This window comes from Burkholderia sp. BCC0397 (genome assembly GCF_902832865.1).
GTDB lineage: Bacteria > Pseudomonadota > Gammaproteobacteria > Burkholderiales > Burkholderiaceae > Burkholderia.
On the sequence record NZ_CADFDL010000008.1, the window covers coordinates 158,463 to 173,168 of the forward strand.

Below are 14,706 nucleotides of genomic sequence, written 5' to 3' on the forward strand. Positions count from 1 at the left end.
CCTTGCACGCGCCCAAAGGAAGTCCCCTTGGGGGACGGGCGGAAAGGCACGTTCGCAAGCCCGTTATTAGCGTGAACAGGCCCTAGGCCGCCGTCGTCGCATGCAGCGTCAGGAAACGCTTGAGGATGCCGGACGAATAGCTGCTCGCGATCGCCGACAGGAAGTGCGAGAACGACTGCGTCGCGTGATCGTCGGCCGTATCGGAGATCGTGCGCACGAGCGCGAACGGCACGTCGTGTTCCGCGCACACCTGCGCGATTGCCGCGCCTTCCATTTCGACCGCGAGCGCATCCGGCAGCGCGTCGCGCAGCGCGACGACTTCCTGCTCGCTCGACACGAAGCGGTCGCCGCTGATGACGAGCCCCGCGTGCAGCGCCGCGCCGGCGAGCCCGAAGCGCTCGGCGAACCGCGCACCCTCTTCGTCGACGAACAGCGTGCATGCTGCCCGCAAGCGGGCCGTCAGCGCCGCGTCGGTCGCGAAACGCGTGATGCCGAGCAGCGGCACCTCGTAGCGCGGAAAGAGCGGCGACGCATCGAGATCGTGCTGCAGCAGCGTATCGGCCACGACGACGTCGCCGACCCGCACCGTGCGCGACACGCCGCCCGCGACGCCGGTGAACACGACGCCCGACACGCCGAACACGTGGATCAGCGCGCTGACCGTCGCGGCGGCCGCGACCTTGCCGACCCGCGCGAGCGTGACGACGCAGGCCGCGCCGTGCACGGTGCCGACGTGATAATCGCGGCGGCCGAGCGTGACCGTCTTCATCGCGCCGTCGGCGCGCATCGCGGCGATCAGGTCGCCGAGTTCCTCGGGCAGCGCGGCCAGAATGCCGAGCGGACGCGCGGCAGGCGTCACGGCGATGTCGACGTCCATCATTCCACCGCCTGCAGTTTCGCGACCGCGAGCGCGAGCCATTTCTCGCCGTGGCGCTTGAACTTCACCTGCGCCTTCGCATCGGTGCCGTTGCCTTCGAGCGCGGTGACCGTGCCTTCGCCGAACTTCGTATGGAACACCTGCTGGCCGACCCGGAAGCCGGCGTCGGCCGCGCGCTGCTTGTCCGCGAACGCGGGCAGTGGCGCGGACACGGCCGCATCGACGATCTGCTCGCGGCTGCCGCCGCCCGGCCGCGCGAACCAGTCGCGCCCGTACCCGGCGTTGTCCGAACGCCCGCCCCAGCGCGACCCGGCCTCGACCTTCGGCGTGAGCCACTTCAGCACGTGCTCCGGCAGTTCGTCGAAGAAGCGCGAGCGCACGTTGTAGCGGGTCTGCCCGTGCAGCATCCGGCTTTGCGCGAACGACAGGTAGAGCCGCTCCTTCGCGCGCGTGATCGCGACGTACATCAGCCGGCGCTCTTCCTCGAGGCCGTCCGATTCGAGCACGCTGTTCTCGTGCGGGAACAGCCCCTCCTCGAGCCCCGTGATGAACACGGCCGAGAATTCGAGCCCCTTCGCCGCGTGCACGGTCATCAGTTGCACGGCGTCCTGGCCGGCCTGCGCCTGGTTGTCGCCGGCCTCCAGCGACGCGTGCGACAGGAAACCGGCCAGCGGCGTCATCGTGTCGGGATTTTGCGCGGGATCGTCGAGCGGCACGGGATCGAGCACGTCGACCGCCGGATCGTCCGTCGCGGCGCCGAGTTCGGGCGCCGCGATCGCGCCCGCGCGCAGCGGGATCGAGCGGGCCGGCGTGTCGAGCCCGTAGCCTTCCTCGGCGATGAACGCGGTGGCCGCGTTCACGAGTTCCTGCAAGTTTTCGAGGCGATCCTGGCCTTCGCGCTCGCCCTGGTAGAAATCGGCGAGGCCGCTCGCGCGCACGATGTGCTCGACGGTGTCGGGCAGGTTCATCTGCTGCGTGTCGGCGCGCATCTTCGCGACCAGGTTCGCGAACCCGCCGAGGCTCGTGCCGGCCTTGCCGGTCACGTACGGAATCGCGGCGGCCATCGAGCAGCCGTACAGGCGCGCGGCGTCGGCCAGCTGCTCGATCGAGCGCGCGCCGATTCCGCGGGTCGGGAAGTTCACGACGCGCACGAATGCCGTGTCGTCGTTCGGGTTGTCGATCAGGCGCAGGTACGCGAGCGCGTGCTTCACTTCCTGCCGCTCGAAAAAGCGCAGGCCGCCGTACACGCGGTACGGAATGCCCGACGACATCAGCGTGTGCTCGATCGAGCGCGACTGCGCGTTGCTGCGGTACAGGACGGCCACTTCGCTGCGCGCCATGCCGGTATTGATCAGCGAGCGGATCTCCTCGACGATCCAGCCGGCTTCCTGCGAATCGGTGCTGGCTTCGTACACGCGCACCGGCTCGCCGTGACCGGCATCGGTCCGCAGGTTCTTGCCGAGGCGGTGCGCGTTGTTCGAGATCAGCTGGTTCGCCGCGTCGAGGATGTTGCCGTGCGAACGGTAGTTCTGCTCGAGCTTGATCAGGTTGCGCACGCGGAATTCATCTTCGAAGTCGCGCATGTTGCCGACGTTCGCGCCGCGGAACGCGTAGATCGACTGGTCGTCGTCGCCGACCGCGAAGATCGCGTTCTGGCCGCCCGCGAGCATCTTGAGCCACGCGTACTGCAGCTTGTTGGTGTCCTGGAACTCGTCGACGAGGATGTGCCGGAAGCGTGCCTGGTAGTGCGCGCGCAGCGGCGCGTTGTACGCGAGCAGCTCGTAGCAGCGCAGCAGCAGCTCGGGGAAATCGACGACGCCTTCGCGCTGGCACTGCTGGTCGTACGCCTGGTACAGCTCGACGAACTTGCGATTGAAGTTGTCGGTCGCGTCGACCTTGTCCGGGCGCAGCCCCTGCTCCTTCGCGTTGTTGATGAAGTACTGGACGTTCTTCGGCGGGTACTTTTCATCGTCGACGTTCGCCGCCTTCATCAGCCGCTTGATCGCGGACAGCTGGTCGGCCGTGTCGAGGATCTGGAAGGTCTGCGGCAGGCCGGCGTCGCGCCAGTGCGTGCGCAGCATCCGGTTGCACAGGCCGTGGAACGTGCCGATCCACATCCCGCGCGTGTCGATCGGCATCATCGCCGACAGGCGCGCCATCATCTCGCGCGCGGCCTTGTTCGTGAAGGTGACGGCGAGCACGGTGGGCGGCGATGCATAGCCCTGCTGGATCAGCCACGCGATACGCGTGATCAGCACGCGGGTCTTGCCGCTGCCCGCCCCTGCAAGGATCAGCGCCGGTTCGTTCGGCAACGTGACGGCGGCGTATTGTTCAGGGTTCAGATTGGCGAGCAGATCGGGCATGGAGCGGCGGCTAACGGGCGAGAAAAATGCGGACCCGACATTATAAGTCGGCCGCGCGATGCCGTTTCCGATCCGTTCGGCCGCACCTCGTGCGCGCGTTGCGGGCACGTTGCGGCCGCGTGCCGGCAGGCCCGCGCCGGCAAGGCGATGGCTGGCGGATGGGCATCCATTTATAATTGTCAGATTCGGCATCCAATTCACGCATTTTTCGGCAGATTTCCAACATGAGCGACAACACGCTTGCGAAGAGCTTCGAGCCCCATACCATCGAGTCCCAATGGGGGCCGGAGTGGGAAAAACGCGGCTATGCCGCCCCGGCATTCGATCCGTCCCGCCCCGATTTCGCGATCCAGTTGCCGCCGCCGAACGTGACGGGCACGCTGCACATGGGCCACGCGTTCAACCAGACGATCATGGACGGCCTCGCCCGCTATCACCGGATGCTCGGCGAGAACACGCTGTGGGTGCCCGGCACCGACCACGCGGGGATCGCCACCCAGATCGTCGTCGAGCGCCAGCTCGACGCGCAGGGCGTGTCGCGCCACGACCTCGGCCGCGAGAAGTTCGTCGAGCGCGTGTGGGAATGGAAGCAGAAATCCGGTTCGACGATCACGGACCAGGTGCGCCGGCTCGGCGCGTCGACCGACTGGTCGCGCGAATACTTCACGATGGACGACAAGATGTCGGCCGCCGTGCGCGACGTGTTCGTCACGCTGTATGAACAAGGGCTGATCTACCGCGGCAAGCGCCTCGTCAACTGGGATCCGGTGCTGCTCACCGCCGTGTCGGACCTCGAAGTCGTCAGCGAAGAGGAAAACGGCCACCTGTGGCACATCCGCTACCCGCTCGTCGACGGCTCCGGCTCGCTGACGGTCGCCACCACGCGCCCCGAGACGATGCTCGGCGACGTCGCGCTAATGGTCCATCCGGAAGACGAGCGCTACGCGCACCTGATCGGCAAGCTGGTGACGCTGCCGCTGACGGGCCGCGAGATCCCGGTGATCGCCGACGACTACGTCGACCGCGAGTTCGGCACGGGCGTCGTGAAGGTCACGCCCGCGCACGACTTCAACGACTACCAGGTCGGCCTGCGCCACAAGCTCGCGCCGATCGAGATCCTGACGCTCGACGCGAAGATCAACGACAACGGCCCCGAGCAGTATCGCGGCCTCGACCGCTTCGACGCGCGCAAGGCGATCGTCGCCGACCTCGATGCGGAAGGCTTCCTCGACTCGGTGAAGCCGCACAAGCTGATGGTGCCGCGCGGCGACCGCACGGGCGTCGTGATCGAGCCGCTGCTGACCGACCAGTGGTTCGTCGCGATGACGAAGCCGGCGCCGGAAGGCACGTTCAATCCGGGCAAGTCGATTACCGAGACGTCGCTCGACGTGGTGCGCGACGGCCAGATCAAGTTCGTGCCGGAAAACTGGACGACCACCTACTACCAGTGGCTCGAAAACATCCAGGACTGGTGCATCTCGCGCCAGCTGTGGTGGGGCCACCAGATTCCCGCGTGGTACGGCGAGAACGGCGAGGTGTTCGTCGCGCGCGACGAGGAAGGCGCGCGCGCGCAGGCCGCGGCGAACGGTTACACGGGCGCGCTCAAACGTGACGAAGACGTGCTCGACACGTGGTTCTCGTCGGCGCTCGTGCCGTTCTCGTCGCTCGGCTGGCCGAACGAAACGCCCGAACTGAAGCACTTCCTGCCGTCGTCGGTGCTCGTCACCGGCTTCGACATCATCTTCTTCTGGGTCGCCCGGATGGTGATGATGACCACGCACTTCACCGGCAAGGTGCCGTTCCATACCGTCTACATGCACGGCCTCGTGCGCGACGCGGAAGGCCAGAAGATGTCGAAGAGCAAGGGCAACACGCTCGACCCGATCGACATCGTCGACGGCATCGACCTCGAGGCGCTGGTCGCGAAACGCACGACGGGCCTGATGAACCCGAAGCAGGCCGCGACCATCGAGAAAAAGACGCGCAAGGAATTCCCGGACGGCATCCCCGCGTTCGGCACCGACGCGCTGCGCTTCACGATGGCGTCGATGGCGACGCTCGGCCGCAACGTGAACTTCGACCTCGCGCGCTGCGAAGGCTATCGCAACTTCTGCAACAAGCTGTGGAACGCGACGCGCTTCGTGCTGATGAACTGCGAAGGCCACGACTGCGGCAGCGACAAGCCGGAAGTGTGCGGCGCGGGCGACTGCGGCCCCGGCGGCTACCTCGACTTCTCGGCGGCCGACCGCTGGATCGTGTCGCTGCTGCAGCGCACCGAAGCCGACATCGCGAAGGGTTTCGCCGATTACCGCTTCGACAACATCGCGAGCAGCATTTATAAATTCGTGTGGGACGAGTACTGCGACTGGTATCTCGAACTCGCGAAGGTGCAGATCCAGAACGGCACGCCGGAACAGCAGCGCGCGACGCGCCGCACGCTGCTGCGCGTGCTGGAAACGGTGCTGCGCCTCGCGCACCCGGTCATCCCGTTCATCACCGAGGCACTGTGGCAGAAAGTTGCGCCGCTCGCCGGCCGCTATCCGCAGGGCAAGGCCGAGGGCGAGGCGTCGCTGATGACGCAGGCGTATCCGGTCGCGAACCTGCAGAAGCTCGACGAGGCGTCCGAGCAGTGGGCGGCCGACCTGAAGGCGATCGTCGACGCCTGCCGCAACCTGCGCGGCGAGATGAACCTGTCGCCGGCGACCAAGGTGCCGCTGCTCGCGGCCGGCGATGCCGAGCGCCTGCGCTCGTTCGCGCCGTACGTGCAGGCGCTCGCGCGCCTGTCGGAAGTGCAGATCCTCGCGGACGAAGCGGCGCTCGACAAGGAAGCGCACGGCGCGCCGATCGCGATCGTCGGCCCGAACAAGCTGGTGCTGAAGGTGGAAATCGACGTCGCGGCCGAACGCGAGCGCCTGTCGAAGGAAATCACGCGCCTGACGGGCGAAATCGCGAAATGCAACGCGAAGCTCGGCAACGAGGCTTTCGTCGCGAAAGCCCCGCCGGCCGTGGTCGAACAGGAGCAGAAACGCGTCGCGGAATTCCAGAGCACGCTCGAAAAACTGCGTGCGCAGCTCGATCGGTTGCCTGCGTAACAAAGGGTAAGGTCATTTGCGTTCACTATAATGCGAACGTGAACATAGACCGTCTGACAAGTCGATTACAGGAATAAAGGTTCGATCATGTTGAAAGTCACCAAGGCGGTATTCCCCGTTGCCGGTCTCGGCACGCGGTTCCTCCCGGCAACGAAGGCGAGCCCGAAGGAAATGCTGCCGGTCGTCGACAAGCCGCTGATCCAGTACGCGGTCGAGGAAGCGATCGCCGCGGGCATCACCGAGATGATCTTCGTGACCGGGCGCAGCAAGCGCGCGATCGAGGACCACTTCGACAAGTCGTACGAGGTCGAGGCCGAACTCGAGGCGCGCGGCAAGGAAAAGCTGCTCGAACTCGTGCGCAGCATCAAGCCGAGCCATGTCGACTGCTTCTACGTGCGCCAGCCGGAAGCGCTCGGCCTCGGCCATGCGGTGCTGTGCGCGGAAAAGCTGGTGGCCGACAACCCGTTCGCGGTGATCCTCGCGGACGACCTGCTCGACGGCAACCCGCCGGTGATGAAGCAGATGGTCGACGTGTTCGACCACTATCACAGCTCGGTGATCGGCGTGGAAGAGATCCCGCCGTCGGAGACGAAGTCGTACGGGATCGTCGACGGCAAGGAATGGGAAGAGTCGATCGTCAAGATGTCGGCGATCATCGAGAAGCCGGCGCCGGAAGTCGCGCCGTCGAACCTCGGCGTGGTCGGCCGCTACATCCTGAAGCCGCGGATCTTCGAACACCTGCGCGCGCTGAAGCCCGGCGCGGGCGGCGAACTGCAGCTCACCGACGCGATCCAGGCGCTGCTCGCCGACGAGCAGGTGCTGGCCTACAAGTACCAGGGCACGCGCTACGACTGCGGCAGCAAGCTCGGCTACCTGAAGGCGACGGTCGAATTCGCGCTGCGTCACCCGGAAGTCGGTGCGGAGTTCGATACGTACCTGCGCACGCGCGACGGCGGCCAACCGACCGTCTGAACGCGGCAAGGGCGCGCCCCGGCGGGCCCGCCCTCACCTCACGGCCAGCGCTTCAGCGCGCGTCGGCCGGCTTCACCGAGACGACGCCCGGCATCCCGCCCGCGTCGTCTTTTTTCGTCTTGACCAGCCAGCCGCTGCCGTCGCCGAACGGCACCTTCGCCAGCGCGCTCTTCACGAGCGCCGGCGCGGTCTGCTGCGTGCCCGGATCGCGATCGCGCAGCGACGCCGACACGCGATAGACGTCGGCGCCCGATTGCGCATCGACGAAGCGCAGCGTCAGCACGTGGCGGTACACGCGGCCCATGAACGGCAGCGCGACCGGCGCGGGCCCGTCGACCGTCACGCATGCGCTGCTCGCCGCGCCGCACCGGTCGGCGCTCGCCGCGACCGCCGCCGGCTGCGTCGCATACGCGATCGACAACCGGTAGCGCGCGTCCTTGAGAGGCTGCGCATCGAAGCCGCGGCGCGCGAGTTCGTCGCGCACGAGCGTCTCGATCTGCCGGTACTCGGCGTCGTCCGCCTGCGCGGCCGTCCGCACGAAATCGTAGCCGTGCGCACCGGATGCAAATGCATTCGGCTGCCCGACCGCACTCACGCCGCTCGTCACGCCGGCACAACCCGTCAACAGCGACGCCGCCAGCGCGGTCGCCGCCCATTGCTTTCTCATGACTTTCCCCAAATGCGTGCCGTCGCGCCCGGCCCTGTCAGGCGGACGGCTCGTCGATCGCGGGCAACGACACCGTCACCGCGGTGCCGACACCCACTTCGCTGTCGACCGACACGCTGCCCCCATGGCGCGTGACGACCGTCTTCACGAAAGCCATGCCGAGCCCGGAGCCCGGGATGTCGGGCCGCTCGCCGGCATGGAATCGCTTGAAACGCTCGAACAGATGCCGCTGATCTTCCGGCGCAATGCCGTACCCCTGATCGCGAATCGTACAGAACATCCGCTTCGATGCGTGCTCGACCGTCAGCGTACACGCGATCACCGTGTCGGACGGACTGTATTTGACCGCATTGTTCAGCAGGTTCACGAAGGCGCGCGTGATCAGCGAGCGATCCGCGCGCACCCAGCACATGTCGGCGCCCACGTCGGTCTCGACGCGGATGTGCTTCGCCTGCGCCTGCGGCCACACCTCGTCGCTCGCGTCGATCAGCACGTCGACGAGGCTCGTCACCTCGAGCTGGTACGCCTGCGACTCGGCGCGCGCCAATTGCACGAACTCGTCGGCAAGCGACAGCGCGCGGTGCGCATAACGCTCGATCCGCGCGAGCAGCCCGCGCATCGCGTCGGTCTCGACGCGATCGCGCTCGATCTCGACCAGCGCGAGGATCGACGACTGCGGCGAACGCATGTCGTGCGACAGCAGGTGCAGCGCTTCCTCGCGATGCCGTTCGGCCGCATGCAGCTCGGTCACGTCGACGAGGCCGGCGATCCAGCCCGTCACGCGCCCTTGCGCGTTCGTACACGCCGCGTAGCGTAGCAAATGGTCGAGCCCGTCGCGATCGCGCACCTCGATGCCGCGCGCCATCGCGTCGTGCTCGGCCTCGAGCGTCGGATCGAGCGCGGCCGGCCAGCGCTCGCGGATCGCCGCGTCGTGCTCGGCGTTGCCGTCGACGGTCTTCATGAAGGTCAGCTCGCCGAGCGCGGTGCGCAGCGGCCGCCCTTCCGGCAGCGGCAGCGCGAGCCGCGACCCGTAGCGTTTCGCCGCGTGGTTCGCAATCAGCACGGTGCCGGCGAGGTCGGTCACGAAGATCGGCTCGGGCATGCTGTCGAGGCTGTCCCACACGAAGCGCTTCATGTCCTGCACGCGCTGCGCGGCCTGCGCCATCAGCGCCATCTGCCGCTCCAGCACGTCGCCGCCGACGCTGCGCGTGCGCGGCGCCTCGGGCAGCAGGTGCGGCTCGTCGGCGAGCTTCTGCAGCTCGCGGCGCAGGTACGACATCGTCATTTCCAGCCGCCGCCAGTTCCAGATCGGGTAGACGGCGATCAGCCCGAAGATCGCGGGCGCCGGCGTCAGCCAGATGCGCGCCTCGAACAGCAGCGCCACGCTCGCGACCACGGCGAGCGCGGCCAGGCTCAGCGTCAGCAGCAGCGCACGCCACGGCGACAGCATCAGGAAGCCGCCCAGCAACACGGCGAGCGGCAGCAGCGACGCGACGAACAATCCCGCGCGCGACGCGGGCGAGATCGCACTGCCGGTCGCCAGCATGTCGAGCACGTTCGCATGGATATACACGCCGGCCAGCGGGCCGAACTCGCCGGACACCGGCGTCGCGAAGCGGTCGTACAGCCCCGACGCCGTCACGCCGACGACGACGATCTTGCCGCGCAGCGCGTCGGGCTTCACGCGCCCTTCGAGCACGTCGTCGAACGACAGCGTCGGATACGCGGGCGTGTTGCGGCTGAACGGAATCAGGTAGCGGCCGTCGCCCGCCGCATCGCGCGACAGGTCGTGCGCGTTCGCGCCGGGCATGCCGCCGACCGGGTGCAGCCGGCCGGCCTGGATCGCGCGGTACACGGGCACCATCAGTTGCGGCCAGCGCACGCGGCCGTCGCTTTCGAACAGCGCGACGCTGCGCACGATGCCGTCGCGATCGACTTCGAGATTGATATGGCCGAGCCCCGTCGCGCGCGCGGCGAGCGCGGCGACCGGCGGATCGACCGATCGCGTGCCGTCCGCCTGCTCGGGACTCAGCAGCACCGGCAGGAAGGTCGGCACGCGGCTCATCGCGTCCGCGAACGTGCGATCCTCGGGCGACGGTTCGGTAAACAGCACGTCGTAGACGACGGCGGCCGGCTGCGCGCGCGCGAGCGTGTCGAGCAGCCGCGCATGCACGTCGCGCGGCCACGGCCAGCGGCCGAGCGCGGACACGCTCTGGTTGTCGATGTCGACCACCACCACGTCGGGCGACAGCGGCAGGCTGCGCAGCATCAGCAGCCGGTCGTAGATCAGCCCGTCGACGCTCGACGACAGGCGGCCGAGCGCGCACGCGAGGATCACCGCGATCCCGAGGCAGCCGATCGCGATCCATTCGATCAGGAAGCGGCGGCCGAGGCGCCGCCGCGGGGAAACGGAGTCGGGTTTCATGCGCCGCGGGTCAGCGCGACAACGTGAACGCGCTGACCGGACTGGTCTTCTCGTAGAACTTGCCGCCTTCGAATTCCTCGACGGTCACGGCCCAGAAATAGTCGCCCGGCGGCAGGTGCGCGACGGTGATCTGGCGCGCGTGCAGGCCGACCTGATCGACGACCGGCGCGCTCAGGTCCTTCGAGCGCGACAGCACGAACCGGTAACGCGCATTCTGGCCCGAGCCGTTCGGCGACCAGCGGAAATCGTAACCGCCCGCGCCCTGCGACGCGCTCGCGTCGAGCCCCATCACGCGGCGCTCGAACGCATAGGTGCGCGGCAGCCCCTCGAGGCCGTTCGCATCGATCGCAGCGATCCGCACGAAGTAATTCCCGTTCGGCACGTCGCGGAACACCGCGCGCGGCGAATCGGTGCGCGTTTCGCGGAACAGGTCGAGCAGCCCCGCGTCGTGCGCGAGCTGCACGCGATACGCATGCGCCTGCTCGAGCGGCGCGATGTCGAATGCGACGTCGGGCTCGTCCTGCACCTTGCCGGGATGCGCGAGCGTGGGTGCGCCGAGCAGTTCGACGGGTGCGCCGACCGCGCCGGACGACGTCGCGACGCTGCCGAAGTTCGCATGCACGAGCGTCGCGCCGGCTGGCTGCCGGCCGCCCGCGACGCCGACGGTGCCGTCGAGCACTTCGACGCGCGTCGACGCCGTGCCGGCCGCGTCGTAGTTCACGCGAAAGCGCGTGCCGCGCACGCCGGCCACAACCGATGGCGAGCGGATCTGGAAGCGGTCGTCGCGTTTCTTCAGGTGGGTGACGTCGCTATCGACCGAGCCGCGCGTGAGTTCGAACTCGCGATCGAGCGTGCCGGTCAGCACCGTGCGGCGCAGCGACTTCAGGTCGAGCTGGCTGTCGGGCGGCAGGCTCATGTGCGTGCCGTCGGCCAGCTCGATCGTCACGAAGCCGTTCGGGCCGGTGCGCACGCGGTCGCCTTCGGCGAGCGTCGCATCGTTCGCGAGCGGCGCGAAGGCGTCGCCGGACGCGCGCTCGGCCGTGCCCTGCACCGCGATCACGCGTGCGGTGAGCTTTTCCTTGCGCAGGCGCGCAACCGGCAGCTTCAGCGCGACGCCGGGCTGCAGGTGCTTCGGCGCCGGCACGCCGTTGATCTGCTGGAGCAGTTGCCAGTCGTCCGCGCCCTGCAGGTAGCGCGCGGCGACGTCGTACAGCGTGTCGCCCGCCTGCGTGCGATAGACGACCATCTTGCCCGCGGCGGCGGGCGGCTGCGCCGCGGCCTGCTGCGCGGCGAACGCGAACGCGACCGCGCAGGCCGCGCGCAGCGCCGCCGTGCACAGGCTCGCCGTGCGCTGCGTGATTCGCGCGGTCACTCCGGTTCCCCCTGGCCGACCCGTTCGAGCCGGTAGCCGTACCCGTAGATCGGCGCGAGACGGTAGCCGTTTTCGGGCCGTAGGCCGAGCTTCGTGCGCAGCATCGAAATGTGCGTATCCATCGTGCGCGACGGAATGTCGGTCGCCTGCTTCCACACGAGGTCGAGAATGTGCGCGCGCGACAGCGGCCGGTCGAGATGCTGGAACAGCAGCAGCGCGAGCTCGAATTCCTTTTGCGTGAGGCTCACGGCCTTGTCGCCGACGTACGCCTGCTTCAGGTTCACGTCGAAACGGAACTGATCGAATTCGCGGACGGTCGCCTCGGCGTTGACCGGATACGCGCGGCGCAGCAGCGAACCGATGCGCGCACGCAGGATCGGGCCGGACACGGGCTTGACCACGTAATCGTCGGCGCCGGCGTTGAGGATCTGCGTGATCCCCGCCTCGTCGTCGCGGCTCGTCATGAAGATGATCGGCAGGCTGTGCTCGGTCTGGTTGGCGCGCACCCACTTGAGCACTTCCTCGCCGGACATGTCGGGCACGTTCCAGTCGAGCACCAGCAGGTCGAACGTCTCGCGCTGCAGGCGCTTCTTCAGGGCCTTGCCTTCCTTGAACGCATAGCACGTATGGCCGACGGCCGTCAGCGTTTGACTGACGAAATCCGTCTGGGCCGGATCGTCATCCAGTACAGCAATTCTCATAGCACCCCGCAAATCGAAGTCGATTCGTCCATTCGGCTCCCGCGCCTGCCCCGGCCGCGCAGCCTGCGCGCGGCGTCCGGATACCGGCCGGCGAGCCGTCGTTCGCCGCTCGCGCCACCTGCGCAAACCGGCGACCCCGGCTAAATATCTCAAAAACGGGGCACGGACGAACCGGCGATTTCATCATAGTAGTATGAAATTCGCCAAGAAATTGCGCGGACTATCACCCTTTCTTCGAATAATCCTTTCTATTGCGCAACCGGACGGCCTATTCGGCGCCCGCGATGCCGGCCACCGGCTCGGCAAAATCGCCTGTCGGCATGCGTGGCGACGGCCGCTCCGACAGCAGCGGTTGCGCAAGCATCCGCTGCAGCTGGTCGCGCACGCGCTCCCACGCGCCGGCCGCGTAGTCGGGCTGGCCCGCCGCCCATGCCTGCGCCAGGTCGAACACGCGTTCGATCGTCGCACCGCAGTAGGTCGGGCCGGAGCCGTCGTCCCGCGCGGCATCGCGCAGCCGTTCGTCGAGCCATTCGGCCAGCCACGGCATCTCGGCCGCAGCCGAATCCGCATACGCCTCCAGCGCGGCACGCGCGTGGCGGTCCTGTTGCGGATCGAGCTCGATCCGGCTCAATTCCGAGGTGCGCACGGGCGCAATGCTTGCCGCTCCGGACGGACTTCGAAGGGTCCCTGGTCTGAAGGACATGTCCTCTCCCCGTTGTACGACGGTAGCGTCAGGCATGGCCCCCGAGCCCGCCGTGCGACGTACCGTGGCCGGCGCCTCCGCTGGGAGCGGACGACCGGCCGGGTCAGTATACGCAGCCGGTCACGCAACGAGGTTTAAGAATTGTCAGAGACGGGCGGCCGGCAACGGGCAGCCGGCTAGGTGTGGCCGGCCAGGAGCCCGGCGCGGCGGGATGTGCGATGCGCGCCGTCAGCGGCGGCGCATCAGGAACACGAAGATCTTGTCCTGGGTCGTCACTTCGACGATCTCGTTGCCCGTCTGCTTCGCGAACGCCGCGAAATCGCGCTGCGAGCCCGGATCGGTCGCGAGCACCTTGAGGATCTGCCCGCTTTCCATATCGGCAAGCGCTTTCTTGGCACGCAGGATCGGCAACGGGCAATTGAGCCCGCGCGCGTCCACTTCCTTGTGAATCTGCATCGGCTGTCGACCTTCGAATGACGCGCCACACATGGCGCGGGAGGAAGCCGCGATTTTACCGCAGCGCCACCGCGCCTGCCCGGGCCGCCCACGGGCCGGCGCCCGCCGGCACCCGGCTCACGCGCCGGAGAAGCCGCCCGCGAGCCGTTCGCGCAGGTGCCGCACGAGCGCGCGCACCGCGCTCGGCACGACCGGGCTGTACGGACGGATCGCGAAAATGTGGTCGCCGAACGCGCCCGACGGCCGCCAGCCGTCGAGCAGCGCGACGAGCCGGCCGGCGTCGAGATCGCGCCGCGCGCTGAAATCGGGCAGCAGCGCGATGCCGAGCCCGCCGAGCGCGGCCTCGCGCATCGCCTCGCTGTTGTTCGCCGCGAAACTGCCGCGCACCGGCACGCTCACGCGCTCGCGCCGGCGGCCGTCCGGCTCGAAGCTCCACGCGGCCGGCTCGTGCTCGCGCAGGTAGCACAGGCAGCTGTGATCGACGAGCTCGCTCGGGTGGCGCGGCGCGCCGCGCGCGTCGAGATAGTCGCGGCTCGCGACCAGCAGCGAACGCGTATCGCACAGCTTCCATGCGACGTGGGTCTGCGGCGCGGTGGTCGTGTGGCGAATCGCGAGGTCGAAGCCCTCCTGCGTCAGCGAATGCAGGCGGTCGGACAGGTCGAGCTCGATCTGGACGCCCGGATGCTGGCGCAGGAAATCGGGCAGGTGCGGCACGACCTGCTGGCGGCCGAGCGCGACCGGCACCGTCAGGCGCAGCAGCCCGCGCGGCTCGCCGGCGAGATCCTTCACGCGCGCGAAATGCTGGCCGATCGACTCGAACGCGTCGCGCGTGCTGTCGACGAGCGTCTGCCCCGCGTCGGTGAGCCGCACGCTGCGCGTGGTGCGGCGCACGAGCGGCACGCCGGCGGCCTTTTCGAGATCGGCGATGCGCTGGCTCATCGCGGCCTTGCTGATGCCGAGCCGCTGCGCGGCAGCCGTGAAACTGCCCGCCGCGGCCAGCACCGTCAGCGAATGGATATGCGGCCAGAGCGCCTGGACATTTTGCTGATTCATCCACTGATTATTCAGAATTCTGAAC

At 68.1% G+C, this 14,706-nt stretch carries 11 protein-coding genes; 2 read left to right on the forward strand and 9 right to left on the reverse strand.

Annotated features, from left to right (window positions below; genetic code table 11):
- Positions 1 to 82: 82 nt before the first annotated feature.
- Together HWX03_RS23860 and HWX03_RS23865 are read right to left on the reverse strand one after the other, a co-directional pair.
- The gene (locus tag HWX03_RS23860; protein WP_175872876.1) at positions 83 to 880 is read right to left on the reverse strand and encodes a 5'-methylthioadenosine/adenosylhomocysteine nucleosidase; all 798 of its coding nucleotides are present in this window, start codon (positions 878 to 880) and stop codon (positions 83 to 85) included.
- Positions 877 to 3,240: a UvrD-helicase domain-containing protein gene (locus HWX03_RS23865; protein WP_175872877.1), complete on the reverse strand. Its 2,364-nt coding sequence runs from the start codon at positions 3,238 to 3,240 to the stop codon at positions 877 to 879. The genes HWX03_RS23860 and HWX03_RS23865 overlap by 4 nt, the downstream gene beginning before the upstream one ends.
- Before the next feature lie 224 nt (positions 3,241 to 3,464).
- Between HWX03_RS23865 and HWX03_RS23870 the strand changes: the two genes are divergently transcribed.
- Complete coding sequence (locus HWX03_RS23870; protein WP_175872878.1) at positions 3,465 to 6,332, forward strand: valine--tRNA ligase; 2,868 nt, start codon at positions 3,465 to 3,467, stop codon at positions 6,330 to 6,332.
- An 87-nt stretch (positions 6,333 to 6,419) separates the two neighbouring features.
- Positions 6,420 to 7,304: a UTP--glucose-1-phosphate uridylyltransferase GalU gene (gene galU / locus HWX03_RS23875; protein WP_174432015.1), complete on the forward strand. Its 885-nt coding sequence runs from the start codon at positions 6,420 to 6,422 to the stop codon at positions 7,302 to 7,304.
- A 52-nt stretch (positions 7,305 to 7,356) separates the two neighbouring features.
- Here the strand turns inward: galU and HWX03_RS23880 are convergent, their stop codons facing one another.
- From HWX03_RS23880 to HWX03_RS23910, 7 genes are all read right to left on the reverse strand, one after another.
- Positions 7,357 to 7,971 carry a DUF4136 domain-containing protein gene (locus HWX03_RS23880; RefSeq protein WP_175872879.1) on the reverse strand — a complete coding sequence of 205 codons (615 nt, stop codon included), beginning with the start codon at positions 7,969 to 7,971 and terminating at the stop codon, positions 7,357 to 7,359.
- Between the two features lie 37 nt (positions 7,972 to 8,008).
- Positions 8,009 to 10,396, reverse strand: a complete 2,388-nt coding sequence (locus HWX03_RS23885) for a CHASE2 domain-containing protein (protein WP_175872880.1) — start codon at positions 10,394 to 10,396, stop codon at positions 8,009 to 8,011.
- 10 nt (positions 10,397 to 10,406) lie between these two features.
- Positions 10,407 to 11,768 carry a FecR domain-containing protein gene (locus HWX03_RS23890; protein WP_175872881.1) on the reverse strand — a complete coding sequence of 454 codons (1,362 nt, stop codon included), beginning with the start codon at positions 11,766 to 11,768 and terminating at the stop codon, positions 10,407 to 10,409.
- Complete coding sequence (locus tag HWX03_RS23895) at positions 11,765 to 12,469, reverse strand: response regulator transcription factor (protein WP_006490421.1); 705 nt, start codon at positions 12,467 to 12,469, stop codon at positions 11,765 to 11,767. Before HWX03_RS23895 ends, HWX03_RS23890 begins: the two co-directional genes overlap by 4 nt.
- 268 nt (positions 12,470 to 12,737) lie before the next feature.
- Complete coding sequence (locus HWX03_RS23900) at positions 12,738 to 13,172, reverse strand: peptidase (RefSeq protein ID WP_175872882.1); 435 nt, start codon at positions 13,170 to 13,172, stop codon at positions 12,738 to 12,740.
- 228 nt (positions 13,173 to 13,400) lie between these two features.
- Positions 13,401 to 13,628 carry a sulfurtransferase TusA family protein gene (locus HWX03_RS23905; protein WP_174390967.1) on the reverse strand — a complete coding sequence of 76 codons (228 nt, stop codon included), beginning with the start codon at positions 13,626 to 13,628 and terminating at the stop codon, positions 13,401 to 13,403.
- A gap of 117 nt (positions 13,629 to 13,745) precedes the next feature.
- Complete coding sequence (locus HWX03_RS23910; RefSeq protein ID WP_050017569.1) at positions 13,746 to 14,681, reverse strand: LysR family transcriptional regulator; 936 nt, start codon at positions 14,679 to 14,681, stop codon at positions 13,746 to 13,748.
- Positions 14,682 to 14,706: the final 25 nt, after the last annotated feature.

What these genes read in the sequence shown, in the direction of transcription:
- HWX03_RS23860 (WP_175872876.1), bottom strand. Translation starts at nt 880, where the DNA reads ATGATGGACGTCGACATCGCCGTGACGCCTGCCGCGCGTCCGCTCGGC.
- HWX03_RS23865 (WP_175872877.1), bottom strand. Translation starts at nt 3,240, where the DNA reads ATGCCCGATCTGCTCGCCAATCTGAACCCTGAACAATACGCCGCCGTC.
- HWX03_RS23870 (WP_175872878.1), top strand. Translation starts at nt 3,465, where the DNA reads ATGAGCGACAACACGCTTGCGAAGAGCTTCGAGCCCCATACCATCGAG.
- galU (WP_174432015.1), top strand. Translation starts at nt 6,420, where the DNA reads ATGTTGAAAGTCACCAAGGCGGTATTCCCCGTTGCCGGTCTCGGCACG.
- HWX03_RS23880 (WP_175872879.1), bottom strand. Translation starts at nt 7,971, where the DNA reads ATGAGAAAGCAATGGGCGGCGACCGCGCTGGCGGCGTCGCTGTTGACG.
- HWX03_RS23885 (WP_175872880.1), bottom strand. Translation starts at nt 10,396, where the DNA reads ATGAAACCCGACTCCGTTTCCCCGCGGCGGCGCCTCGGCCGCCGCTTC.
- HWX03_RS23895 (WP_006490421.1), bottom strand. Translation starts at nt 12,469, where the DNA reads ATGAGAATTGCTGTACTGGATGACGATCCGGCCCAGACGGATTTCGTC.
- HWX03_RS23900 (WP_175872882.1), bottom strand. Translation starts at nt 13,172, where the DNA reads ATGTCCTTCAGACCAGGGACCCTTCGAAGTCCGTCCGGAGCGGCAAGC.
- HWX03_RS23905 (WP_174390967.1), bottom strand. Translation starts at nt 13,628, where the DNA reads ATGCAGATTCACAAGGAAGTGGACGCGCGCGGGCTCAATTGCCCGTTG.
- HWX03_RS23910 (WP_050017569.1), bottom strand. Translation starts at nt 14,681, where the DNA reads ATGAATCAGCAAAATGTCCAGGCGCTCTGGCCGCATATCCATTCGCTG.